Raw genomic sequence first — 24,319 nt, 5'->3', positions numbered from 1 at the left:
CCTAACTCATGAGCCGACCCCCTTTTACCTCTGATCCTGTGGCCCAGACCCAAGGCGCAGATGGGCAGCGCTTCGGGGGTGCGCGTGAGTTGCTCTTACTAGCCCTGTGGCTGCTCAGCACCCTCGGCTTGCGGACCTTGACCGTACCTGACGAAGGTCGTTATGGCGGAGTAGCTCGGGAAATGCTGCTCAGTGGTGATTGGATGTTGCCCACCTTGAATGGCATGCCGTACTTCCATAAGCCGGTGCTCTTGTACTGGCTGGATATCTTCGGCATGTATCTGTTCGGCATCAACGAGTTCGCGCTGCGATTGGCGCCGGCTTTGATGGCTTGGCTGTTGGGGGCGGCGTTTTTCTTTCATCTGCGTCGCTGGCATGGCTTGCTGACGGCGCGCGTTGGCCTGGCCATGTTGGCCACCACGCCGCTGTTCTTTTACGGTGCCCAGTTCAACAACCACGATATGGGCGTGGCTTCCTGCATTGGTATTGCGGTGTTGAGCTTGTACAGGGCCTTGGCGCATGACCAAGCCTGCCGGGCCGACGCTAGCTTGGGGAGAGGCTCTGCCTGGGCGTTCTTGGCTCTGGGCTGGGCCTTTTGTGCCCTGGGCGTGTTGGCCAAGGGCTTGATTGGTGTGGTGCTGCCTGCCTTGATCCTGGGGCCTTGGTTGCTGGCGCAAGGCCGTTGGCGGCAGGTCTTTTGGCTTTTGCACCCGCTGGGCTTGCTGGTCTTCGCAGCGGTGGCCTTGCCCTGGATGCTGGCCATGCAGCATCGTTTTGACGGCTTCTTCGACTACTTCATCGTAGGCCAGCACTTTCGTCGCTTTGCCGGTGAGGGTTTCAATAACGCTCAGCCTTGGTGGTTTTATCTGGCTTTTTTCCCCTTGGTGACTCTGCCCTGGTCTTTGCGTGCTTGGCCGGCCTTGCGTCAGGCTGTGCGCCAGACTTTCTCGGGCTTGATGAAACGAGGCGGTGGCGATGAAGCCGAGCGCTATGGGCTTTACCTGTGGTGGTGTGTGGTCATCGTGGGCTTCTTCTCTTTGCCCAATTCGAAACTGCCGGGCTATGTAGCGCCGGCTTTGCTGCCATGGATTGCCTTGATGGCCCTGGCCTGCGTTTCAGGCGCGGGTGCCCAGGCTCAATTGTTGGCGCCCAGGTTGTGGCGAGCTGTGCTGGTTTTCATGGCGCTCGCCTGCGTGGCGGCGATTGCAATCGTGGCCCATCAAAAGCCCAAGTCCACCAGCCCCTTGGCGCAGGTGCTGGCCAAAGAAATGAAGCCAGGTGATCGGATCGCCTACGTCCAAAACTACCCCTTCGATTTCGCTTTCTATGCCGGCATCCAGCAGCCGGTGATCGTGGTGGAAGACTGGGCCGATCGGCAACTGCTGCAACGCGACAGCTGGCGCAAGGAACTGCTCGACGCCGCCCAATTCGCGCCAACCCTGGGCCAACAAGTGCTATGGCAAAAAGATCGGGCCGGGCTGCTCTGCCACTCCGGCAATGTCTGGTTGGTCAGCACTCGTGAAGCCCTGTCTGCATTGCCTGAGGTCAAGGCCTCGTCCGAGTCTCTGGCTGGTTTGCAAGCCATGGTGCCGGGTGAGCGTGCTTTGCAGCTGTGGCGCAGCGCAGGGCGCGTTTGTGCCCCCTCCTGAATGGGTTTGGCGCTAGCTTAGCTGAGTCAGCGCTCCGAGCGATTTCTGTTCGCTGTCGCACAGACCTCTGTCATCGGCCCACCTAGTCTTGCGTTTGGCAATCGGCCAAACAGAGGGGAAGCACATGACTGCATCACGACGCGCGATCCATCGACTGCTCTTGGCTGGCGCGAGCGCGCTCATGCTGCTCGCCTTGGGTTCACAGGCACAAGCAGCAACGGCCGAGGACCTCGACAAAGACGCCGCTCAAACTTTGCAGGGCCTTTACCGGGGCAACGCCACGGCCGAGACCCTGGGCCGCCAAGCCAAGGCCATTTTGGTTTTCCCAAAAATTGTCAAAGCCGGTCTTGTCTTTGGCGGCAGCTATGGCGAAGGTGTGCTGATGAAGGGCAGCAAGGTCAGCGAGTACTTCAACTCCGTGTCGGCCTCTTGGGGTTGGCAGGTGGGGGCCGAGAGCTACGCCTATGTGGTCTTTCTGATGAACGACAAGGCTGTGAAGTATCTGGCGGACACCAAGGGCTGGGAGTTCGGTGTCGGTCCCAGTGTGGTCGTCGTCAACGAAGGTGTGGCCAAGAATCTCAGCACCTCGACGCTGAAGGATGACGCCTATGCCTTCATCACTGACCAGCAAGGCTTGATGGCCAGCCTGAGTATCGAAGGCACCAAGATCAGCCGCATCAAGCGCTGAACCTTTTCTGGAACTCGGGGCCGATCACTGAGCGGCCCTGTGGGGCTTGCTCGCTCGAACACAAGCTCGACGGGCGCTTGAGCGCATGCCAGTTTCAAGAAGTGCGCAGCCCAGCCCGGTGCAGATGCCAGTCCATGGCCTTCACGCCTGAAAGGATCTTGTCGTGTCAACTTCCATTCCTGCCGCTGTGCCTTCGCCTTTTGGCGGCGCGAAGCCTACCCTGCCAAACACCGGGCCTGTCGCTGCGCCGGCCACAGCGCCGATAGCCTCGGCCTTGCCTGCCAGCAAGCTGGGTCTGGGTTTGCTGGTTGCGCTGGTGGTGGGCTCCATCATTGGCAGCGGCATTTTTGGTTTACCGCAAAACATGGCCGCTGGTGCGGGAGCCGGGGCCATCGTGATCGGTTGGTGCATCACCGGCCTGGGCATGTTGATGCTGGCTTTGAGCTTCCAGCGGCTGGCCGTGCGCAAGCCGGACTTGGACAACGGTGTCTATGCCTATGCTCGCGCGCTGTCCGGTGAGTATGTAGGCTTTAACGCGGCCTGGGGCTATTGGGTCAGTGCTTGGATCGGCAATGTGGGCTATTTGGTCGCCGCCTTTGCTGCCTTGGGCTATTTCTATCCGGCATTTGGCGAGGGCAATACGCCGGCGGCGGTGATCGGTGCTTCGATCGTGGTGTGGGCGGTGCATTTGATGGTGCTGCGGGGCATCCAAGGAGCCGCGGTTTTAAACGCCGTGGTGACTGCTGCCAAGCTGATTCCTTTGCTCCTGTTCATTGGTCTGGTGGCCATGGCCTTTCAGCTCAAGACTTTTCAGCTGAACTACTGGGACACGCCTGAGCTGGGTTCGGTGTTGGACCAGGTGCGCAGCACCATGCTGGTCACGGTGTGGGTTTTCATCGGCATTGAGGGAGCCAGCGTTTACTCGGCGCGCGCCGCCCAAAGAGCGGATGTGGGCCGCGCGACGGTGCTGGGCTTCCTGCTTTGCCTGGCCTTGTTGATGGGCGTGTCCCTGCTGTCATTGGGCATCTTCACTCAAGCGGAATTGGCCGCCTTGAAGAACCCGTCGATGGCACCGGTTCTCGAGAAGGTCGTCGGCACCTGGGGGGCTTTGGCCATCTATGGCGGGCTGATTGTGTCGGTGGGTGGCGGCTTCTTGGCTTGGACGCTGCTGGCGGCCGAATCCTTGTTCACACCCGCCGGAGGCGGTGTGATGCCTGCGGCTTTGGCGAGGCAAAACGCCCAAGGCGTGCCCGCCAACGCGCTGTGGCTCAGCAACGGCATGGTGCAGCTCTTCCTTTTGCTCACGCTGTATTCCAAGGCCTCCTATCTGGCCTTGATTTCGCTCTCGACGGCGATGATCCTGATCCCTTATCTCTTCAGCGCTATCTATGGCCTGAAGCTGGCTTGGCAGGACCGCCATGCGCATCCTGGCGTCGCGACCGATGTCGCCGTCGGATCAGAGGCTCAGGTGGCACGGCCCCAAGCAGCGATCGCCATTGCCGCCCTGGCCAGCCTCTATTGCGTCTGGCTGCTTTACGCCGCGGGTCTGAAGTATTTGCTGCTCAGTGCCTTGCTCTATGCGCCGGGGGCTGCGGTCTTTTTGATGGCAAAGCGGCAGCGGGGCGGGCGGGCCTTCAGTGGGCCGGAGCTGGGTCTTCTCTGTGCCTTGTTGGTCCTGGCGGCCATCTCGGCCTACCTCTTGTGGACCGGGCAGCTGGGTCTTTGATTCTTTGCCGGCCGCCAAGTATTGCTTCAACACGCCACCGAAAGCTATGCCATGTCAGCAGGTCTGAATTCCGAAATCGGTCGGCTCCGCAAGGTGCTGGTGTGTCGCCCAGGCTTGGCGCAAAAGCGTCTAACGCCCGCCAACTGCCACGACTTGCTGTTTGACGATGTGCTGTGGGTTCGGCAAGCCCGTCAGGACCACGAGGCCTTCACCCTGGCTCTGCAGGAACTCGACGTCGAGGTGCTGGAGATGCACGATCTGCTGGCCGAAGTCCTGGCCCAGCCTGTGGCGCAGCAATGGCTCCTGGACCGCAAGCTCGGGCCTGACTTCATCGACGCAGAATGTGCTGCGAACCTGCGGCCTTGGTTGCAAGACTTAAGCCCGGCTCGGCTGGCCGAACACCTGATTGGCGGGGTGGCGCGTAGCGACTTGCCATTCGAATTGAACGGTTTAGTGGGGCGTTTGGCTGGCCCGACCGACTTGATTCTGCCTGCGCTGCCTAACACCTTGTTTCCGCGGGACAGCAGCTGTTGGATTGGCGAAGGCGTGGTGCTGTGCTCGATGTTCTGGCCGGCGCGACGCCAAGAGACTTTGTTGATGGCCGCGATCTATCGCTTTCACCCGCAGTTCGCCGGCAAGCATCAAGTCTGGTGGGGCGACCCGGATCAAGACCACGGCTTGGCCTCGCTGGAGGGTGGCGATGTGATGCCGCTGGGGCAGGGCGTGGTGCTGGTAGGCATGGGCGAGCGCAGCTCGCCTCAGGGCGTGAGTCAGTTGGCGCGGCACCTGTTTACCGCCGGTGCGGCGAGTCATGTGCTGGCGGCGCAGATCCCCAAGTCTCGCGGGGCCATGCATCTGGATACGGTGTTCAGTTTTTGCGATCGCGATCTGGTGACCTTGTTTCCTGAGATGGTGGATGCCATCCGCGTCTACAGCCTTCGTCCGGGAAATGAGGCGGGAGATGGGTTGGAAGAAGGGTCTGGCAGCTTGGATGTGCGCAGCGAGGACAAGCCCTTGATGCAGGTGCTGGCGCAAGCCTTGGGCCTGCCCAAGATTCGCAGCGTGGCCACCGGCGGCGATGCTTATGAGTCAGAGCGGGAACAATGGGACGATGGCAACAACCTCCTGTGCTTGTCCCCAGGCCTGGTCATGGCCTATGACCGCAATGTCTACACCAACACTTTGCTGCGCAAGGCGGGCATCGAGGTCATCACCTTGCCCAGCAGCGAACTCAGTCGAGGGCGTGGCGGCAGCCACTGCATGAGTTGCCCGATCGAGCGTGATCCGATTTGAACAGGAGCGCGCTCATGAGCTTTAACTTGCGCAATCGCAGCCTGCTGGACCTGATTGATTTCAGCCCCCGTGAAGTTCTTTATCTGCTCGATCTGGCCGCGGAACTCAAGCGCGCCAAGGCGGCGGGCACCGAAGTTCAGCGCCTCAAGGGCAAGAATGTGGCCCTGATTTTCGAGAAGGCCTCCACCCGCACTCGCTGTGCCTTCGAGGTGGCGGTGCACGATCAGGGCGGCCATGTCAGTACCTTGGATTCGGTCGGCACTCAGCTCGGCCATAAGGAATCTTTGAAGGACACTGCGCGCGTGCTGGGTCGCATGTTCGACGGCATCGAGTACCGCGGCTTTCACCAATCGGTGGTGCAAGACATCGCGCGCTGCTCGCATGTGCCGGTGTGGAATGGTTTGACCGACGAAGCCCATCCCACCCAAGTCTTGGCCGACCTGATGACGATGGCCGAGTTTGCTCAGAAGCCGCTGCATGAGCTGTCGTTCTGCTTTCTGGGCGACGCGCGCTTCAATATGGCCTGCTCGTTGCTGGTGGGCGGCACGCAGATGGGCATGGATGTGCGCCTGTGTTCACCGGCGGCATTGGCCCCACCCGCGGCATTGCTGGCGAAGATGCGCGAGCTCGCCTTGAGCACGGGCGCGAAAATTCGGTGTGAAACCGATCCACGACGAGCCGTACAAGGCGCGGACTTCGTTTACACCGACGTTTGGGTGTCCATGGGCGAGGCCGACGCGGTCTGGCAGCAACGCATCGAGCAGCTATTGCCTTACCAAGTCAATCGCAGTTTGATGGAAGCCACGGGCAAGCCGAGCAGCCGTTTCATGCATTGCCTGCCGGCCTTCCATAACCTGGAAACCGAGCAGGGGCGCCAAGTCCATGAACGATTCGGCCTGAGTGAACTCGAAGTCAGTGATGAGGTGTTCGAGAGTGAGACCTCCATCGTCTTCACCCAAGCTGAGAACCGCCTGCACACCATCAAGGCGGTGCTGGTGGCCACGCTGGCATGAGATTGGTGGTCGCGCTTGGCGGCAATGCCTTGCTGCGCCGCGAGCAGTTGGCGACGGTCGAGAACCAATGGGCGAATATTGCTGTCGCCGCCACCCAGTTGGCGCGAGTGGCAGGTGCAAGTCCAGCGCATGAGTTGCTGCTGACCCATGGCAACGGCCCTCAGGTCGGCTTGTTGGCCTTGCAATCGGCCGCCTATGCCTCGGCCGGCGGTGTGGCGGCCTATCCCCTGGATGTGCTCGACGCCGAATCACAGGGCATGCTGGGCTATTGGCTGGAGCAAGCCTTGAGCAATGCGCTGCCAGCCGGCCGCGACTTGGCCTCGCTGCTGACTCGCGTGCTGGTGGATCCGCTGGACCCCGCTTTTGCTCAGCCGAGCAAACCCATAGGCCCGGTCTACACGCGGGCGCAAGCCGATGATTTGGAGCGTCAGCTGCAGTGGCGCTTTGCCATTGATGGCCAGGGCTGGCGCCGCGTCGTGCCATCACCTCAGCCTTTGAGTGTGCCGGCCCTGGAAGTGATTCGTGAGCTCTTGGCGCGTGGGGTCTTGGTGATTGCTGCGGGCGGTGGTGGCATCCCGGTGGTTCCCCGTCTTAATGGACCGGGGCAGCAGGGCGTGGAAGCCGTCATCGACAAGGACTTGTGCAGTGCCTTGCTCGCCCGAGATTTGCACGCCGATCTGTTGATCATTGCCACCGATGTGGACGCCGTTTATCTGGACTGGGGTCTGCCCACCCAGCGCGCTTTGGGCAATGTCACTGCAGACGAACTTCTCAGCCATGCCTTTGCCGCCGGCTCGATGGCGCCCAAGGTGCAAGCGGCGTGCAGCTTTGTGCGCACCAGCGGGAGGCGTGCGGCCATCGGCGCTCTCGGCCAAATCGAGGACCTGATCGCAGGCCGAGCCGGCACGCAGGTTCGTCCAGGCCTTGATTCGGTAGGTTTGTTCAAACGGGCTGCAAGTGCAACAGTTGCTCCTGCACATTCCGGAAAGTGAAGATGGGCAAGAACTTCTTGATGCGGGCGCTCAACTCCAGCTTGCTGCGTTCTTGCTCATAGAGGCGCGCGACTTGTCCAAAAGGGAGTTTGGCCTCACCCGCCAAGACCTCAATCGCGCGCTGTTTGACGGACTCTTCCAGAGCAGTTGCCATTCAAGGGCTCTCTTTCTGGTGATGGCACATTCCTTGTCAAGAAACTAGCGCGCCAAATAGCCGCCGTCGACCGGGTAATAGGCCCCGGTGACGAAGGAGGCCTTGTCGGAACACAGCCAAGCCACCAGTTCGGCCACCTCTTCGGGCTGCCCCAAGCGGCCCATCGGGTGCGCCGCCAGCAGTCCGGCCAGATGGGCGGCATCGCCCTCCAGGGCGCTGACCATAGGCGTGTGGATGAAACCCGGCCCGACAGCATTGACCCGAATGCCTTGATTGCCATATTCCAGCGCGGCCACCTGGGTCAGACCCACCACGCCGTGTTTGGCGGCGGTGTAGGCGGCCGCCGAGGCAAAGCCCACCATTCCAAGGATGGAGGCCATATTGACAATGGCACCACCCCCAGTTTTTCGCATGGCGGCAATTTGCTGCTGCATGCCGTAGAACACGCCGCTCAAGTTGACGGCTATCACTTGGGCCCAGCCGTCCAGCGGATAGTCGGCCAAGGGGGCACTGGGGCCGCCGATGCCGGCGTTATTGCAGGCCACATCGAGACGACCGAAGTGAGCCAGGGTCTGCTCCACCAAGGCCTGCGAGTCCTCCGGCTTGGCCACATCGGCCGCCAGATAGATGGCTTGGGCACCTTGCTCGTGCAGGAGTGCCAGCGTGGCTTCACCGCCGCTGCGGTCAATGTCCGCCACCACGATGCGAGCACCTTCGCGTGCCCAGACCAGGGCCACAGCACGGCCGATGCCGGACGCGGCCCCGGTCACCAATGCCACTTTGTTGTTCAGCATGTTTTACTCCTTGGGTGTTGATGAGCGCTTGTGGCGGGAGGCGTAAATCGGGCGCAGGTTCAGCCAGCCAAGGCCAGGCTGTCAACGACGCTGTTCACGCCCGGCGTGCCCCAGGCCGAGTGCTTGGCGGTTTCTTTTTCGGACCAACTGCTCACCGTGCCGGACAGGGTGACTTCATGACCGTCAACAGCGACCCTGATGGCCTGGGCATCGGCAATCGCGCTGCGTTTCAATGCAGCCTCGATTTCAGCTTTGATCTCGGCCCTGGTCTCGGCCTTGATGGCCTTGGCCGTCAGGGCAGGGCGCAGGCTGATTTGGTTGTTGATGCCAACCACCCCCATCAGAGACCGCACGCTGTCCGCGGCAGCGAGCTTTTGGAACTGCCAATCGACCTCGCCCGACAAGGTGACCCAGCCTCCTTCCACCATCACCTGAATGCCGCCGTTGGGCAAAGGCGATGTCCAAGTCAAGACGTTTTCGACGGCACCGGCTAAGTCGGCATCGCTGCGTTGACTCAGACCGGATACATGCACCGTCAAAGCAGTGCTCATGGCCTTCACGCCGGCCACCCGCAGTGCAGCGGACTCAGCCCGCCATTTCTCGGCAAAAGATGCCACCTCACCGGCCAGCGTCACAACGCCATCCTTTACCTCGACCCCAATGCCTGCGGCTTGCACCGAGGGGTCCCATTTCAACTCGGCGCCTACATCGCGCTGCAATTGCGTGTCTGTTTTCATGCAAGGAACTCCTGTGGGTGGAAATGTTTTTGCTCAGGGCCTAGTCCAGCAGCACCAGATGGCCCTGACCTTGAGCCGCTTCGATCTCTTCGATGGGCAAGGCCACGCTGCTTTGGCCGCTTGAGCCCCAGATGATGTCGATGGAGCGGCCGTTCAGCGCTTCGACCAAGCAGGGGCCGATCGGGATTCTTTGCCGCCGCCCCTTGTCGCTGAAGTAGGAAACCGGGCCGATGATGCGGGCCCTGTGGGTGGTAATCGCCATGGTCATGACCTCGGCGCCGCAGCGCGTCAGTAGATGAGATTCATTTGATCGACGACCCGGCGAACGCCGGCGCTGCTCCAGGCAGACCGTCGTGCCAAATCGCGTTCGGACCAGCTGTGCACCGTGCCTTTGAGCGTGACATCGCCGCCTTCAACTTCCACTTCGATGGTTTTGGCTTCGTCGGTGGCGCGGCGCTGGAGCGCGGCCACGATGTCGGCCTTGACGACGGTGGCCGACGAGGCTGGCTGAATGGCGATCTGATTGCTTAAGCCCCGCACACCTGGCAAGTAGCGCACGCTGCTGGCTGCATCTTGGCGTTGGTATTGCCATTCCACATGGCCCGACAAGGTCAGCCAGCCGCCTTCCACCATCACCTTGATGGACTCTTCTGGCAGCGAGCTGGTCCAGGCCAAGATGTTCTTGGCGGATTGGGCAATATCAGCATCGCTGCGTTTGCCGAACTCGGAGAGTTTGACCTCCAACTCTACCGCAAGCGCCTTCACACCGTTGACCCGTTGAGCCGCACGTTCGGCTTGCCATTTCTCGGCATAACTGCTGACCTCACCGGCCAGCGTCACGACCCCGTCTTTGACTTCCACCCCGATTTGCGCGGCGTGCACGGCCGGTTCCCATTTCAGTTCGGCCATCACGTCTTGCTGCAGTTCTTGATCGGTCTTCATCTGTTCGCTCCGAAAGCTTGAGGAGCGTTCATGCTGAGATTCGCAAAGCTCAGGGTCTGTGCGACAGCGAACGCTTGGAGCTTCCTTTGAGCTTCCTTTGTGCTGGCTGTGCAATTGAATTGCCGCGCGAACCGCGCTTGTGTTTGCTACCGCACAGAGCGGGCGTTAGGCCCCGAATAGGCTGACAAATGCTCGCTGCAAGGCCACTGCCTCTCAATGCCTAGGAGTTTTGACAAGCAACTGACTTGGCTTACCCCGCTGCTCCAGGGCAAGGGCGGCCTGGAGAAATGGTGATGGAATTCAAAGACTATTACGCCGCCTTAGGCCTAGCGAGCACCGCCACGCAGGCCGAAGTCAAGCGGGCTTATCGCAAGCTTGCCAGGAAGTTTCACCCCGACGTCAGCAAAGAGCCACAAGCGGAGGCGCGCTTCAAAGCCGTGGCCGAGGCGCATGAGGCATTGATCGACCCCGAACGGCGAGCGGCCTATGACGAGATGGCACGGCGCCATGCCAGTGGCCAAGATTCCGACCCGACGCCGGGCCGGGACAGCGGCTTCGAGTTCAGCGGAGCCGGCACCGGACACCCAAGATACCGGCAGTCGAGCCCATCGCAGCCAGGCGCTGAAGATTTCAGCGATTTTTTTGAGGCCTTGTTCGGCCGCGCCGCAGCCGAGGGCGGCGCTCGTGATGGCCGCAGGCATGGACCTGTGAGGGCGGGATCACAGGCGCCAAGTCGCGATCATCACGCCAAGGTGTCTATCAGCTTGCAAGAGGCCTTTCTGGGTGGTCCGCGCATGATTGCCTTGCGCATGCCGGTGGCGGATGCGAGCGGGCATAGCGTCATTCAGGAGCGAAAGCTGGAGATTCAATTGCCCAAGGGCATTCGAGACGGGCAGCATCTGCGTCTGGCTGGGCAGGGCGCTGCATCGGGGACCGAGCACGGTGGAATAGGGCCGACACCAACGCCAGCGAGCGACCTGTATCTGGAAATCCATGTGCTGCCGGACCCGGTGTTCCGGCTCGACGGGAGCGATGTCTACTTCGACCTGCCGATCACGCCTTGGGAGGCGGCCTTGGGCGCCACATTGACGGCGCCGACGATCTCTGGGCGCGTCAGCCTCAGTGTGCCAGCCGCTTCGGTGCAAGGGCGCCGTCTGCGCTTGAAGGGCTTGGGTCTGCCCGGCAAGGTGCCTGGGGATCTGTATGCGGTCTTGAAAGTTGTGCAGCCGCCGGCAAGCAGTGCCGACGAGAAGGCTGCCTACGCAGCTTTGGCTGCGGCCTTCCCGGCCTACGCGCCGCGAGCTGACACGGAGCTTGGACGGCCATGAGTGAAACCAATCCGTGCGTGATGGGTGCCCAGCCCAGCGAGATCCTCATCGTTGAGTTGCAACTGTCCTTCAGCTGGGCGAGCCTTTGCCAGGCCAGTGGGGCTGACCGCCAGCAGCTGCAGACCTTGGTGGATGAAGGGCTGTTGCAAGTGAATGAGTCGGGTCAGGAGGCCGGGAACTTCAGCGGTGACGCCCTCGCTCAGACCCAAAAGGCGCTGCGTTTGGCGCAGGACCTGGAACTGGATTTGCACAGCGTGGTCTTGGTGATGGCACTGCTGGTGCAGATCGATCGTCTGCGCGCTGACCTGCGCTGCTGTGGTGTTCAAACGTCTGCTTGAGTGCGCTAAGGCACAGAGTGACGAGGCCCGGTCCTTCCAAACTCAAGCGTGGCCGACACCTTGGACGCGGCCCTACAAGAACTCTCACGCGCTGCCGCCAATACCTCTAGAAGGACATCAAGCCATGAATGACACACGGACTTCTCCCCGGGCTTTGGCCTGCCCTATCGAGGTGAGCGCATGAACACCTTGACCAAGCTTGCCTTGGGCCTGATGGGACAAATGAAAGCCTTGCCGGCGGAGCCGGATGGGCAGACCTTGCGCGCCTTGCTGCCACCCTCCTTGACCGGAGGCATGCCTTTGATTGCCGCGCTGGCCCAGCGCCAGTCGAATCGTGACTTCAAGCCGGAGCCGCTGATGGAGCAGCAGTTGGCCGATTTGCTGTGGGCTGCAGCGGGCATCAATCGGCACGATGTCGGCGGCCGCACCGCGCCCAGCGCGATGAACTCCCAAGAAGTGCAGCTCTATGTGGCCTTGCCACAGGGCTTGTTTTTGTATGAGCCAGTGCCGCATCAACTGCGCTTGATGATGCCGACGGATGTTCGTCGTGTCACCGGGCAGCAAGACTTTGTCGACAACGCGGCGCTGGATCTGGTTTTTGTGGCCGACCATGCCAGCATGAGCTTGGTGCCGGTCAGCCAGCGCGAGGCCTATGCCTTTGCCAGCGCTGGCGCGATGGCGCAAAACGCCTACCTCTATTGCGCCTCGGAAGGCCTGGGTGCGGTGATCCGCGCCTGGTTCAACCGCAACGCCTTGGCCGAGGCCATGGGCCTGCGGGCCGAACAGCAATTGCTGCTGTCGCAAACCGTGGGGGTTTTGAGTTCGGTCTGCTAACGAACAGACGCAGCGTTTGCTCGGCCTTACAAGGGAGCTCAGCAGGCATCGCCAGCGATTGTTTCGCCAGCACCTCGCAACAAGGAAAACCCAATGAAACTGCCTCCCACCTCGCCAAAATTCAAGCGCTTGGCCTTGCTCGCCGCGATGGCTGCGATTCTGAGCACCAGCTTGAGCGGCCTGGCACCGGCGCTCGCCCAAATCGCTGGCGGCAGCACCACGGTCGATGCTCATATCACCGAGTCCACTCAACTGGCCATGGGCTGGAGTGTCAAGAAAACGCTGATGGGCAAGACCATCTTCAACGAAGCCGGCGAGAAGGTCGGCAAGGTGCAAGACCTGATCATCGCGCCGGACAAAAACGTCTCTTACATCATCGTGGGCGCCGGCGGCTTTGTGGGCATCGGTCGGCATGATGTGGCGATTCCGGTCTCGCGGATTCAAGACAAGTCGGGCAAGTTGGTGATGGCGGGCGGGAGCAAAGACTTGATCAAGAGCCTGCCCGAGTTCAACTACGCCACGGACAACAGCAAGCGCGATGCTTTTGTTGCTGCCGCCGACCAAGACATTGCCAAAGGCAAGGCCACGGTCAGCAGCCTGGAGAAAAAGGCCGGCGCGGCCACAGCCGAAGCCAAGATCAAGATCGACCAGGACATCGTCGCGGTGCAAGTCGAGTTGAAGACCACCGAGTCCAAGCTCACCGAGATGAAACAGGCCAATGCCGTGCGTTGGCGTGAGTTTGAGGTCGAGGTGAGTGCCGCCACGGCCAGGCTTCGCAAGTCGATCGACAAGGCCATGGGCTGAGCGGCGAAAGCCGCCCTGAGCGCCTAACTCCTCATCGCAGCGCGCCACTCGGGCGCCTGCGACTCTGCAATACAAGCAATCATTCGATGGAATGGGACTCGCTATGAACAAGCTTTTGGTCGCCGTGTTTGACAGTGAAACTGCCGCAGAGCAAGGCCTGCAAGCACTGCGAGGCTTGCATGCGAGAGGGGACATCAGCCTCTATGCCACTGGGGTGCTGATCAAAGACACCAAGGGGCAGATCAGTGTCAAAAAGACCTTGGACAAAAATTCGGTGGGGGCGGTCACCGGCTTGGCGGTCGGCAGCTTGATCGGCCTCCTCGGTGGACCCGTTGGCTTGGCCATCGGCGCTGTCACCGGCACCGTGGCCGGCGCGGTGCGTGACTATTGGGCGGCAGGTGTTGGCCTGGACTTCGTGGAGGAGGCCGAGAAGCACCTGCGTCCTGGCAAGGTGGCCTTGTTGGCGGAAGTCGAAGAAGAGTGGGTGGTGCCGGTGGACAAGGCCCTGGAAGCCCTGGGCGCTCAAGTCTTCCGGCGTGCACGCAGCGAGTTGGCCGAAGCTCAGTTCAACCACGATATTGCAGCCTTCAGGGCTGAGATCAAAGCCATGGAGGCCGAGGCCATGCATGCCAGCGGCGCAGGCAAGGCGCGTTTGCAGACCAAGCTCGCCACTGCAAAACTCAGCCTGGACGCCGCAGTGCAGCGCGCCCAAAAGCAGGTCGATGCCTTGAAGCTCGAGGCTGATACCAAGGCTGAATCTCTCAAACTGCAGCTGAGCCAGGCGCAGGGCGATGTGAAGTCTCGAATCGAAGATCGGATGAAGCGGGTCCGGCAGGCCTACCACGCCCGAGGTGCCAAGCTGTCGCAGGCCTGGAGCTTGACCAAGGAGGCGCTCAGTGCCTGAGTGGGTCGCAAGGGCGCAGCCGGGGTTTGGTGGCCAAACATGAGTCGTCGCCGCCCCGGTCTGCATCCGGTCTCGCGCCATGGCCCCAGTGTTTTTCTGCGCCGGGCCGGGTGGCAGCGGGCTTGCACGGTAGTGCTGGCGGCCCAAGCGCTGGCCTGCACATCGATGCCTTCGCGGGACCCTGAGCCTGTGGCTTTGGAGATTTCGGCGACATGGTCGATATCAGCTGAACTTGGCACTGGCGCAGCCAGCGATTCTTTCGCTGCCGTTGCTGGGCCTGTTGCTACTGAGCCCAGTGCCCTAACGGCATGGTGGGGGCGCTTTGATGACCCGCAACTCAGCCAATTGCTTGAAGCAGCTTTGCGGGCCAACACCAGCGTCCAAGCTGCACTGGCCGTCTTTCATCAGGCGCAGGCCTTGCGTGATGTGGCCGCAGCCTCCCTGATGCCTGCCTTGGATGTCGGCGCATCGGCGCAGCAGGGCACGGCGGGCGGTCACAGTGTGGGCCACAGCTTTCGCGTCGCCGCCGAGGCCAAATGGGCGCTTGATCTTTTTGGCGCGCAGCGAGCGGCCCTGGCCGCAGGGGCGGCCAATGCCGAGGCCAGTGCGGCCAGCTTGGGCGATGTGCAAGTGCAGATCAGTGCCGAACTGGCTTTGAACTACATCCTTTTGCGCAGCCTGCAGGCTCGCCACTTGATCGCCAGCGCCAATCTGGCCAATCAAGAAGAAACGCTGCAGATCACCGACTGGCGCCAGCAAGCCGGTTTGGTGACCGCCTTGGAGACCGAGCAGGCGCGGGCTGCCGTGGCGCAAAGCCGCGCTCAGCTGCCCGTGCTCATGGTCAGCATCGGCCAAACCCAGCATGCATTGTCGGTCTTGAGTGGGCGGCCGCCGCAAGCGTTGGCCGCTTGGCTTGAGCCGGGGGGATCGACTTTTATCAAGGAGCGCGATGCCAGGACTCGGCCGCTCGCCCGCGGCGCTGTGCCTCAAGCCTCCGCAGCCTTGGCATTGAGCATTCCGGCGCAAACCTTGCGTCAGCGTGCCGACGTGAGAGCCGCCGAGTATCGGGTGCTGGCCGCGGTCTCAAGGCTTGAGCAAGCGCAGGCGCTGCGTTTGCCCAGCTTTGTGATCGGGGGTTCCTTGGGTTTGACGGCCCTGAGCTTAAGCGGCTTGGGGCAGGGCAGCGCCGCCTTCAGCAGTCTTCTCGGCAGCGTGAGCTTGCCGGTCTTTGATGGCGGCGCCTTGCGTGCCCAACAAACAGCGCAGCAGGCGGCCCTGGCCCAAGCGCAACAGGCCTATCGCGCCACCGTGCTCGCAGCCCTGCAACAAGTGGAGGATGCCTTGCTGGCCTTGCGCGGTGATGGTCAGCGCTTGAGCAGCTTGCGGCTTGCAGCCGATTCGGCCTGGAACGCCGCTGAGCTTGCCCGTCAGCGCTACCGCAGCGGCTTGGTGGACTTTCAAACGGTGCTGGAAACCCAGCGCAATCAATACGCCACCGAAGACGGCGTGGCCAGCGCTTATGCCGCGGTGAGCAGCGATCAAGTGCGTTTGTTCAAAGCCTTGGGCGGTGGCTGGTCGGCTGAGCTGGAGGCGCGGAACTGATGAATGCCGCCAGTACGCCAGCACCCGAGCCTAGGTCTATGCCGACACCCGTGTCCAAGCCAGCAATAAGGCCTGCTCCAAAGCCTGCAACAGTTGCGCCTGAGTCCGACCTCAGTCAATTGCTGGGCGACGTCAGCCCCGCGCCTTGGTACCGGCGCCGCATGGTTTGGGCAGCCGCTGCCGCCGTTCTGCTGCTCGCGGCTGGGCTCACGGCTTGGTTTTGGAATCGTGCGGCGCAGGCGCTGCCGACTTACACCACGGCCACGGTGGCGCGGGGCGACCTCACGCTCACCGTCACCGCCAATGGCACAGTGCAGCCGACTCGCTCAATCAATATCGGCAGCGAGCTCTCCGGAACGGTGCTGAAGGTCAATGTCGACGTCAACGACAGCATCAAAAAAGGCCAGGTGCTGGTGGTGCTGGACACGGCCAAGCTGCATGACCAGATCTTGCGTTCGCAAGCGGCCTTGGCTGGGGCGCGCGCCAAGCTGGAGCAAAGCGATGCCAGCATTGTGGAGGCGCGAGCCGTGCTGGGCCGCTTGGAAGCGGTGGCTCGTTTGTCCGGCGACAAAGTGCCGTCCAAGGCCGAGCTGGACAGCAGCCGAGCCACGCTGGCCCGAGCCCTGGCCGAGCGAGGCAGCGCCAATGCCGGCATCAGCGATGCGCAAGCGGCCCTGTCCCTCGACCAAATCAATCTGGCCAAGGCTTCGATCCGCGCGCCGGCCGATGGCGTGGTGCTCAGCCGCAATGTGGAGCCGGGTAATGCGGTGGTGGCCTCTTTGCAAGCGGTGACCTTGTTCGTCATGGCCGAGAACTTGGCGCGCTTGCGCTTGTGGGTCTATGTGGACGAGGCCGATGTCGGCTTGGTCAAGCTCGGGCAAACGGCCAGCTTCACGGTCAGTGCTTTTCCCAGCCGTCCATTCCCGGCGCGCATCACCCGTGTTGGCTTTGGCTCGACCATCACCGATAACGTTGTGACCTATCTGACCCATCTGGAGGTGGACAACCGTGACTTGAGCCTTCGCCCGGGCATGACGGCCACCGCCACCATCGTGGCCAGCCAGCGCAAAGATGTGTTGCTGGTGCCGAATGCGGCCCTGCGCTTTGTGCCCAGCACGGCGGCGGCCAATGCGAAAAAGGGTCTGGCATCTGGCATCGCTTTCGGGCCGCCCAAGACCGAAAGTCGCCGCAAGGGCGCAGCCGACAATGCCAGCACTGCCAGTGCTCGCCAGGTCTGGGTGCTGCCTGCCGTGGATGAGGGCAAAGGGCAGGATGCTGCCTCTGCCTCTGCCTCTGCCTCTGCCTCTGCCTCTGCCTCAGCCTCTGTATCTCCCGGTTTGCTAGGCAAAAAGTTTTCGGGAACGCCTGTAGCCGTGGCGGTGATGCCCGGCATCAGCGATGGGCATATGACCGAGATCCTTAGCGGCGACTTGAAGGCCGGCATGCAGGTCATCACCGCGCAGCAAGCAGTGGTGAAGTGATGGCCGACACGCCCTTGATCCAGCTCTTGGAGGTCAGCCAGCGCTATGGCAGTGGTGCTGCCGAGTTGTTGGCGCTGAAGGGCATCAGCCTGGAAATTGCGGCCGGCGAGTTTGTGGCCATCATGGGCCCGAGTGGTTCGGGCAAGTCCACCGCCATGAACATCCTGGGTTGTTTGGATACACCCAGCAGTGGTCAATACCTGTTCAAAGGCGCCCATGTGGAGGCCTTGTCGCGAGACCAGCGTGCGCGCTTGCGCCGGCGCTACTTGGGCTTTGTGTTCCAGGGCTTCAACTTACTGGCCAGAACCTCGGCGCAGGAAAATGTGGAGCTGCCGCTGCTGTACCGAGGCGATGACGCCAAGGCCAGACGCGCGGCCGCCCATCAGGCCTTGCAGGATGTGGGTTTGGCGGGCTGGGAGCAGCACACGCCGGCCGAGTTGTCGGGCGGTCAGCAGCAGCGTGTGGCGATTGCGCGAGCCATCGTCACCCAGCCCGCCGTGGTTTTGGCCGACGAGCCGACCGGCAATTTGGACACCCAGCGCAGCCACGAAATCATGGGCTTGATGATGGCGTTGAACCGCGACCACGGCATCACCGTCTTGATGGTGACGCATGAGCCCGATATGGCTGCTTATGCGCGCCGCATGGTGCACTTTGTCGACGGGCGCATTGCCAAAGACCTGCCTAACCCGAACCCCACACTGACGGCGCCGCCCACCAGTGTGGCCGAGACCGTTTGATGAGCGCGCTGCCTATGGATCCGCTCAGCGGCGCTTGAGATGCTTTACAGCGTCTTCATGCTGGCCTTGCGCTCGGTGCGCCGCAATGTGCTGCGTTCCTTTCTCACCATTTTGGGCATCGTCATCGGGGTGAGTGCGGTCATCACCATGGTGACTTTGGGCCATGGCGCAACGCAGGCGATCGAGGAAAAGCTCACCAGCTTGGGCACCAATTTGCTGATGGTCAGCCCGGGCCAACGCATTGGAGGCGGCGGCGGTGGCGGTGTGCCGCAGTTCACCGAGGCCGATGCGCAGGCCGTGGCGGCTCAAATTGGCGGGGTGGACGCGGTGGCACCACAAAGCCGAACCAATGCCACCGTGGTGGCCAATGGGCGCAACTGGGCCACCAGCGTCACCGGCAGCAGCAATGACTGGTTCGGCGTCACCAATGGCGCGCTGGCCAGTGGCCGCATTTTTACAAGCCAGGAGCAAAGCTCAGGCGCGGCAGTGTGCGTGATCGGTGAAACGGTGCGACGCGAGTTGTATGGCGGCGAGGTCGGGGTGAGCGGCTTGGGGCAGGCCTTGCGCATTCGCCAGTTTTCTTGCGACGTGATCGGCATCTTGGCGGCCAAAGGGCAGGGCGGTATGGGCGATCAGGACGACACCGTCTTGCTGCCGCTGCATACGCTACAGCGCCGCGTGACTGGCAGCCGCAAGGTGAATTTCTTGATGGTCGCGATGGCCGATGGCGCCGACAGTGCGCCCTTGAAGGCCAGCTTGCGACTCTTGTTGCGCGAGCGCCGGCATCTGGCCGAGCGGGATGATGACAACTTCAATGTCTTCGATACCCAGCAGCTGGCCGAAACCCTGTCCAGCACCATGGGCGTGCTCACCAGCCTGCTCGGCGCGGTGGCGGCCGTCAGTTTGTTGGTCGGCGGCATTGGCATCATGAACATCATGTTGGTCAGCGTGACCGAGCGAACTCGAGAGATCGGCCTGCGTTTGGCGGTGGGTGCGCTCGAAGCTGAGGTCTTGCTGCAGTTCCTGATCGAGGCCGTGGTCTTGTCGGCGCTTGGCGGCGTGGTCGGCATCTTTTTCGCCACCGTGGCTTCCTATTTCGGCTCGCGCATGATGGGTGTGCCCTACAGCTTCGACCCGAGCATCAATCTGCTGTCGCTGCTGTTCTCTGCGGCCATTGGCGTCGTCTTTGGCTACTTCCCGGCGCGGCGCGCGGCGCGCATGGACCCCATCGAGGCCTTGCGGCATGAGTAGCCCTCTGGATCTTCATTGCAAAGGCCTCCCATGATGCGAACCCATGCTGAAACTCACCGCAATGAGCGCATCAGCTGGCTGCGCGCCGCCGTGCTGGGCGCCAACGACGGCATTGTGTCGACGGCCAGTCTGGTGCTTGGTGTGGCTGCGGCGGGCGCCGAACATCGTTTGATCTTGCTGACTTGCGTCTCGGGATTGATTGCGGGTGCCATGTCGATGGCCGCCGGCGAATATGTCTCTGTGCATTCGCAGCAAGACACCGAGCGCGCTGATCTGGCCCGCGAGTCCGCCGAGTTAAAACGCGATCCTGTGGGTGAGCAGGGCGAACTCGCAGGTCTCTACGTCCAGCGTGGTCTAGATCCTGTATTGGCCCAACAAGTTGCTCTCCAGTTGATGGCCCATGATGCCTTGGCCGCTCATGCTCGCGATGAACTCGGCCTGACGGACAGCAGCGCCGCCCGCCCGCTGCAGGCCGCATTGACCTCGGCGGCCAGTTTTTCTGTAGGAGCGGCGCTGCCGCTGGCTGTCCTCGCCTTGATGCCCAGTCTTGCGCCTGCCCCGCTACTGTGGGCAGTGGCCCTGTCTGCCTTGTTCTTTCTTGCAGGCCTGGGGGCTATTGCGGCCCGGCTAGGTGGTGCACCACTAGGGGCGGGGGTTTGGCGGGTCGCGTTCTGGGGCGTGCTCGCCATGGCTTTCACCGCCGGCGCTGGAGCCTTGTTTGTTGCTTGGGCTTGAATGAGCGCGGCTGAGCTTTGGAGGCAGGCTTGGCGATATGGCGCGAAGTGCTCCGCGGCCTGGAATGGAAAAAGCCCTGAAACGCAAAGCCATTCACATGACTCGAATTTCAGGGCTTCTAATCCACTGGCGGAGAGGGCGGGATTCGAACCCGCGGTGGGGATTAACCCACACACGCTTTCCAGGCGTGCGACTTAAACCGCTCATCCACCTCTCCGAAGCCCGCCATCATAGCGCAGTTTCGTAGTCCAAAATCGGATTCAGCCCAAAAAAATGAATCTAACTCTTGGCGTAGCTGCTTTGATTGGCATCGGCGCCGTTTGAATCAAAGAGCGATCAAGGGCCTATCAAGGGTTTGGTCCGGCGCCCTTGTTCTTCATCAGTGCCATGGCGGTGCCGATCAGGCCCGAGACTTCGCTCATGCTGGCCGGCACGATCATGGTGTTGTTGGTCTTGGCGAGTTGGGCAAAGGCATCCACGGCTTTTTCGGCCACTTTCAGCTGAACCGCTTGATCGCCGCCCGGTTCTTGAATGGCGCCGGCAATCTTGCGGATGGCGTCTGAGGTGGCGTCGGCCACGGCGGTGATAGCGGCGGCTTCGCCTTGCGCCTTGTTGATTTCGGCCTGCTTTTCGCCTTCTGAGCGAGCAATGGCGGCTTCGCGGGCACCGGTCGCGATATTGATTTGCTCTTGACGACGGCCTTCAGAGGCGGCGATCAGCGCGCGCTTTTCGCGCTCGGCTGTGATTTGCGCTTGCATGGCGTGCAAGATGACCGCGGGTGGCGTCAGGTCTTTGATTTCGTAGCGCAAGACCTTGACGCCCCAGTTGGTGGCGGCTTCATCCAGGGCTTGCACCACTGAGCTGTTGATGACATCGCGCTCTTCAAAAGTGCGGTCCAGCTCCATGCGGCCGATGACCGAGCGCAGCGTGGTTTGCGCCAACTGCGTGATGGCCACGATGAAGTTGCTGGAGCCATAGCTGGCGCGCATGGCATCGGTCACCTGAAAGTAAAGGATGCCGTCCACCGTCAGCTGGGTGTTGTCTTTGGTGATGCAGACCTGGCTGGGCACATCGAGCGGGATTTCTTTCAGCGAGTGTTTGTATGCCAGGCGGTCGATGAAAGGGACCAGAAAGTTCAAGCCCGGCGTCAAGGTGCCGTGGTACTTGCCAAGGCGCTCGACCACCCAAGCGTTTTGCTGTGGCACGACCTTGATTGATTGAATGATGAAGATGGCTGCAACAAAAAGCAGCACCAAGGCAATTTCCATGAATTTCTCCCTGAGATCTTTGGTTTATTGATTGTTTGGATGAGTGAACGGTTCAAGCGGTGTTCGCAAAGCCTTCAGTGGCCCAGGACCAAGCAGCTGCCTTCGATCGCGCGAATCACATAGCGGCCCGGCTCGGGCTGCGCATGGCCTTGAATGCTGCCTTGAATGTTGCATTGGAAGCGAGCCTGCCATTGGGCGCCGCGGTACTTGACGAGCGCACTGCCATCGGGTGCCCAGGCTTCCACCTGAACGGCTTGGCCGATATCGATGTGCACATCGGCGTTGGCGTCGGCGGGCAAGCTGGGGGCGTTCTTTTTGCGCAGCTTGCGGCAAATCACCACGGCGGCGCCGCCAATCAGGGCGGCGGCGACAATTTGTTGTGGGCCGGCCAGGCCCAGATAGGCGGCCAGCGCACCCGCTGCGCAGCCGAGGGCCAGCATCAGCAGGTAAAAGGTGCCGGTGGCCATCTCAATGGCGATCAAAACGCCACAGGCAATCCACCAAGCATTGGCTTGAGTCATCTCCATGTCACTCCCTATTGGTCATGATGTTGTCAAATCAGTGTATCGCCCTGGCTCATGCCTGATTTGGAGCCCTGGCGGCGTGCGCTTTGTAATGTTTGCGCCAAAAGGCGCGCGCAGTGGGCGCTGAGCACCAACTTGGCCCTACACTTCGCGCCTTTCTTTTTTTCTGTCCCAGCCTCTGGAGGCTCACGATGCTTCGTTTTCGTTTTCCCATCGTCATCATCGACGAGGACTACCGTTCCGAGAACACCTCGGGTTTGGGTATTCGTGCCCTGGCCGACGCAATCCAGAAGGAGGGCTTTGAAGTCCTGGGCGCCACGAGCTATGGCGATCTGAGCCAGTTTGCTCAGCAGCAAAGCCGCGCCAGCGCTTTCATTCTGTCCATCGACGACGAAGAATTCACACCCGGCCCCGAGCTGGATCCAGCGGTGCTGAGCCTGCGCAAGTTCATTGAAGAGATCCGTTTCAAGAACGCCGACATCCCGATCTACATCTACGGCGAGACGCGCACCTCCCAGCACTTGCCCAACGACATCCTGCGTGAGCTGCACGGCTTCATTCATATGTTCGAGGACACGCCGGAGTTCGTGGCCCGCCACATCATCCGCGAGGCCAAGAGCTACCTCGACGGCCTGGCGCCGCCGTTCTTCAAGGCGCTGATGGACTACGCGCAAGACGGCTCTTACAGCTGGCATTGCCCCGGCCATTCGGGCGGCGTTGCCTTCCTGAAGAGCCCGGTGGGCCAGATGTTCCACCAGTTCTTCGGTGAGAACATGCTGCGCGCCGACGTCTGCAATGCGGTGGAAGAACTGGGCCAACTGCTGGACCACACCGGCCCGGTGGCGGCGTCCGAGAAGAATGCGGCGCGCATCTTCAATGCCGACCATTGCTTCTTCGTCACCAATGGCACCAGCACTTCGAACAAGATGGTCTGGCACCACACGGTGGCGCCGGGCGATGTGGTGGTGGTGGATCGCAACTGCCACAAGAGCATTCTGCACAGCATCATCATGACCGGTGCTGTGCCGGTCTTCATGACGCCAACGCGCAATCACTACGGCATCATCGGCCCGATCCCTGAGAGCGAGTTCTCGCCCGAGACCATCAAGAAGAAGATCGCCAAGAACCCGTTGCTCAAGGGTGTGGACGCCGAAACCGTCAAGCCGCGCATCATGACGCTGACCCAGAGCACCTACGACGGCGTGCTCTACAACACCGAGACCATCAAGAAGAAGCTGGACGGCTGGATCGATACCCTGCATTTCGACGAAGCTTGGTTGCCGCATGCGGCCTTCCATAACTTCTATGGCTCCTACCATGCCATGGGCAAGAATCGTCCGCGCCCGAAGACGGCCATGGTCTATGCCACCCAGTCCACCCACAAGCTGCTGGCGGGCCTGAGCCAGGCTTCGCAAGTCTTGGTGCAGGACTCACAGGACGTCAAGCTGGACAAGCATTTGTTCAACGAGGCCTACCTGATGCACACCTCCACCAGCCCGCAATACTCCATCATCGCCAGCTGCGATGTGGCAGCGGCCATGATGGAACCTCCGGGCGGTACGGCCTTGGTGGAGGAGAGCATCTCTGAGGCCTTGGACTTCCGGCGCGCCATGCGCAAGGTGGACGAAGAGTACGACCAGGACTGGTGGTTCAAGGTCTGGGGTCCGGATCAATTGGTCGAAGATGGCTATGGCAAGCCGGCCGACTGGATGCTGGGCGCCAATGAGGCTTGGCACGGCTTTGGTGAGATCGCGGCCGGCTTCAATATGCTGGACCCGATCAAGTCCACCATCATCACGCCCGGCATGGACATGAGCGGCAAGTTTGCCGAGACCGGTATTCCGGCCTCCATCGTCACCAAGTTCCTGGCCGAGCACGGTGTGGTGGTCGAGAAGACAGGCTTGTACAGCTTCTTCATCCTCTTCACCATCGGCATCACCAAGGGCCGTTGGAACACGCTGTTGACCGCGCTGCAGCAGTTCAAGGACGACTACGACAAGAACGCGCCGCTGTGGCGCATCTTGCCGGAGTTCTGTGCCGCCCAGCCGCGCTACGAGCGCATGGGCTTGCGTGACCTCTGCCAGAACATCCACGAGGCCTATGCCAAGGGCGACATTGCGCGCCTGACCACCGAGGTCTATCTGTCCGACCTGGAGCCGGCCATGAAGCCTAGCGATGCGTTTGCGCACATCGCTCATCGCCGTACCGAGCGTGTCGAGATCGATCAGCTGGAAGGTCGCGTGACCACTTCGCTGCTAACGCCTTACCCGCCCGGTATTCCTTTGTTGATTCCGGGTGAGCGTTTCAACAAGAGAATCGTCGACTATCTGACGTTCACGCGTGACTTCAACGCCAAGTTCCCTGGCTTTGCCACCGATGTGCATGGTCTGGTGGAAGAGAAGGGCGAAGACGGCCGTTCGCGTTACTACGTCGATTGCGTGCGCGACTGACGGCGAGGCTGAATGAAAAAACGGGACCCGCGGGTCCCGTTTTTGTTTGCAAGGCCGCAGCGTTTGCTGCGG

General features: G+C 61.6%; 24 protein-coding genes and 1 tRNA gene. 17 read left to right on the top strand and 8 right to left on the bottom strand.

From position 1 onward, the window contains the following. The first annotated feature begins 8 nt into the window (after positions 1 to 8). The 6 genes from LNV06_RS02040 to arcC all read left to right on the top strand — a co-directional run bounded on the left by LNV06_RS02040 (position 9) and on the right by arcC (position 7,361). Positions 9 to 1,649: a glycosyltransferase family 39 protein gene (locus LNV06_RS02040; RefSeq protein ID WP_263536573.1), complete on the top strand. Its 1,641-nt coding sequence runs from the start codon at positions 9 to 11 to the stop codon at positions 1,647 to 1,649. A 124-nt stretch (positions 1,650 to 1,773) separates the two neighbouring features. Then, on the top strand, positions 1,774 to 2,337 hold the full coding sequence (locus LNV06_RS02035) for a lipid-binding SYLF domain-containing protein (protein WP_263536572.1): 564 nt from the start codon (positions 1,774 to 1,776) through the stop codon (positions 2,335 to 2,337). 262 nt (positions 2,338 to 2,599) lie between these two features. Then, positions 2,600 to 4,063 (top strand): basic amino acid/polyamine antiporter, encoded by a 1,464-nt coding sequence (locus LNV06_RS02030; protein ID WP_263537486.1) that lies wholly within the window; start codon positions 2,600 to 2,602, stop codon positions 4,061 to 4,063. 51 nt (positions 4,064 to 4,114) lie between these two features. Next, on the top strand, positions 4,115 to 5,356 hold the full coding sequence (locus LNV06_RS02025) for an arginine deiminase (protein WP_263536571.1): 1,242 nt from the start codon (positions 4,115 to 4,117) through the stop codon (positions 5,354 to 5,356). A gap of 14 nt (positions 5,357 to 5,370) precedes the next feature. Then, complete coding sequence (gene argF / locus LNV06_RS02020; protein ID WP_263536570.1) at positions 5,371 to 6,369, top strand: ornithine carbamoyltransferase; 999 nt, start codon at positions 5,371 to 5,373, stop codon at positions 6,367 to 6,369. Next, on the top strand, positions 6,366 to 7,361 hold the full coding sequence (gene arcC / locus LNV06_RS02015; RefSeq protein WP_263536569.1) for a carbamate kinase: 996 nt from the start codon (positions 6,366 to 6,368) through the stop codon (positions 7,359 to 7,361). Before argF ends, arcC begins: the two co-directional genes overlap by 4 nt. Here the strand turns inward: arcC and LNV06_RS02010 are convergent. From LNV06_RS02010 to LNV06_RS01990, 5 genes are read right to left on the bottom strand one after another with little or no spacing between them, the layout of a single operon-like run. Continuing rightward, positions 7,312 to 7,515, bottom strand: a complete 204-nt coding sequence (locus tag LNV06_RS02010) for a DUF3562 domain-containing protein (protein ID WP_263536568.1) — start codon at positions 7,513 to 7,515, stop codon at positions 7,312 to 7,314. The two genes, arcC and LNV06_RS02010, sit on opposite strands and share 50 nt — an antisense overlap. Before the next feature lie 44 nt (positions 7,516 to 7,559). Next, a complete protein-coding gene (locus LNV06_RS02005) occupies positions 7,560 to 8,309 on the bottom strand; it encodes an SDR family NAD(P)-dependent oxidoreductase (protein WP_263536567.1) in 750 nt (249 codons plus the stop codon). 59 nt (positions 8,310 to 8,368) lie between these two features. Then, positions 8,369 to 9,046, bottom strand: a complete 678-nt coding sequence (locus LNV06_RS02000; RefSeq protein WP_263536566.1) for a BON domain-containing protein — start codon at positions 9,044 to 9,046, stop codon at positions 8,369 to 8,371. A 40-nt stretch (positions 9,047 to 9,086) separates the two neighbouring features. Beyond that, the gene (locus LNV06_RS01995; protein ID WP_263536565.1) at positions 9,087 to 9,308 is read right to left on the bottom strand and encodes a hypothetical protein; all 222 of its coding nucleotides are present in this window, start codon (positions 9,306 to 9,308) and stop codon (positions 9,087 to 9,089) included. A 26-nt stretch (positions 9,309 to 9,334) separates the two neighbouring features. Next, the gene (locus tag LNV06_RS01990) at positions 9,335 to 9,988 is read right to left on the bottom strand and encodes a BON domain-containing protein (RefSeq protein WP_263536564.1); all 654 of its coding nucleotides are present in this window, start codon (positions 9,986 to 9,988) and stop codon (positions 9,335 to 9,337) included. 293 nt (positions 9,989 to 10,281) lie between these two features. On the opposite strand from LNV06_RS01990, the gene LNV06_RS01985 reads away from it, so the two are divergent. The 10 genes from LNV06_RS01985 (at position 10,282) to LNV06_RS01940 (ending at position 20,005) form a co-directional block, all read left to right on the top strand. After that, positions 10,282 to 11,316 (top strand): DnaJ C-terminal domain-containing protein, encoded by a 1,035-nt coding sequence (locus LNV06_RS01985; protein ID WP_263536563.1) that lies wholly within the window; start codon positions 10,282 to 10,284, stop codon positions 11,314 to 11,316. Beyond that, entirely contained in the window at positions 11,313 to 11,654 is a 342-nt protein-coding gene (locus LNV06_RS01980) for a chaperone modulator CbpM (RefSeq protein WP_263536562.1), read from the top strand. The genes LNV06_RS01985 and LNV06_RS01980 overlap by 4 nt, the downstream gene beginning before the upstream one ends. A 180-nt stretch (positions 11,655 to 11,834) precedes the next feature. Further along, entirely contained in the window at positions 11,835 to 12,488 is a 654-nt protein-coding gene (locus LNV06_RS01975) for a SagB/ThcOx family dehydrogenase (protein WP_263536561.1), read from the top strand. A gap of 93 nt (positions 12,489 to 12,581) precedes the next feature. Beyond that, a complete protein-coding gene (locus LNV06_RS01970) occupies positions 12,582 to 13,292 on the top strand; it encodes a PRC-barrel domain-containing protein (RefSeq protein ID WP_263536560.1) in 711 nt (236 codons plus the stop codon). A 103-nt stretch (positions 13,293 to 13,395) separates the two neighbouring features. Then, positions 13,396 to 14,196, top strand: coding sequence for a DUF1269 domain-containing protein (locus tag LNV06_RS01965; RefSeq protein ID WP_263536559.1), 801 nt, complete (start codon positions 13,396 to 13,398; stop codon positions 14,194 to 14,196). Between the two features lie 39 nt (positions 14,197 to 14,235). Beyond that, positions 14,236 to 15,798, top strand: coding sequence for an efflux transporter outer membrane subunit (locus LNV06_RS01960; RefSeq protein WP_263536558.1), 1,563 nt, complete (start codon positions 14,236 to 14,238; stop codon positions 15,796 to 15,798). After that, positions 15,798 to 17,279, top strand: coding sequence for an efflux RND transporter periplasmic adaptor subunit (locus tag LNV06_RS01955; RefSeq protein WP_263536557.1), 1,482 nt, complete (start codon positions 15,798 to 15,800; stop codon positions 17,277 to 17,279). The genes LNV06_RS01960 and LNV06_RS01955 overlap by 1 nt, the downstream gene beginning before the upstream one ends. After that, positions 17,279 to 18,019, top strand: a complete 741-nt coding sequence (locus tag LNV06_RS01950; protein WP_263536556.1) for an ABC transporter ATP-binding protein — start codon at positions 17,279 to 17,281, stop codon at positions 18,017 to 18,019. Before LNV06_RS01955 ends, LNV06_RS01950 begins: the two co-directional genes overlap by 1 nt. A 39-nt stretch (positions 18,020 to 18,058) precedes the next feature. Beyond that, positions 18,059 to 19,270, top strand: a complete 1,212-nt coding sequence (locus tag LNV06_RS01945) for an ABC transporter permease (RefSeq protein ID WP_263536555.1) — start codon at positions 18,059 to 18,061, stop codon at positions 19,268 to 19,270. Between the two features lie 30 nt (positions 19,271 to 19,300). Further along, on the top strand, positions 19,301 to 20,005 hold the full coding sequence (locus LNV06_RS01940) for a VIT1/CCC1 transporter family protein (RefSeq protein WP_263536554.1): 705 nt from the start codon (positions 19,301 to 19,303) through the stop codon (positions 20,003 to 20,005). A gap of 127 nt (positions 20,006 to 20,132) precedes the next feature. Here the strand turns inward: LNV06_RS01940 and LNV06_RS01935 are convergent. The 3 genes from LNV06_RS01935 to LNV06_RS01925 all read right to left on the bottom strand — a co-directional run bounded on the left by LNV06_RS01935 (position 20,133) and on the right by LNV06_RS01925 (position 21,800). Continuing rightward, positions 20,133 to 20,222, bottom strand: a tRNA-Ser gene (locus tag LNV06_RS01935). Between the two features lie 130 nt (positions 20,223 to 20,352). After that, positions 20,353 to 21,273, bottom strand: coding sequence for an SPFH domain-containing protein (locus LNV06_RS01930; protein WP_263536553.1), 921 nt, complete (start codon positions 21,271 to 21,273; stop codon positions 20,353 to 20,355). Between the two features lie 74 nt (positions 21,274 to 21,347). Next, positions 21,348 to 21,800 carry an NfeD family protein gene (locus tag LNV06_RS01925; RefSeq protein WP_263536552.1) on the bottom strand — a complete coding sequence of 151 codons (453 nt, stop codon included), beginning with the start codon at positions 21,798 to 21,800 and terminating at the stop codon, positions 21,348 to 21,350. Between the two features lie 188 nt (positions 21,801 to 21,988). On the opposite strand from LNV06_RS01925, the gene LNV06_RS01920 reads away from it, so the two are divergent. Then, positions 21,989 to 24,247 carry an arginine/lysine/ornithine decarboxylase gene (locus LNV06_RS01920; RefSeq protein WP_263536551.1) on the top strand — a complete coding sequence of 753 codons (2,259 nt, stop codon included), beginning with the start codon at positions 21,989 to 21,991 and terminating at the stop codon, positions 24,245 to 24,247. Positions 24,248 to 24,319 lie beyond the last annotated feature (72 nt).

It is taken from the genome of Paucibacter sp. Y2R2-4 (genome assembly GCF_025717535.1).
GTDB lineage: Bacteria > Pseudomonadota > Gammaproteobacteria > Burkholderiales > Burkholderiaceae_C > Paucibacter_A.
Note: the sequence above shows the minus strand (reverse complement) of the source record. Positions and strands in the feature narration are given on the sequence as shown.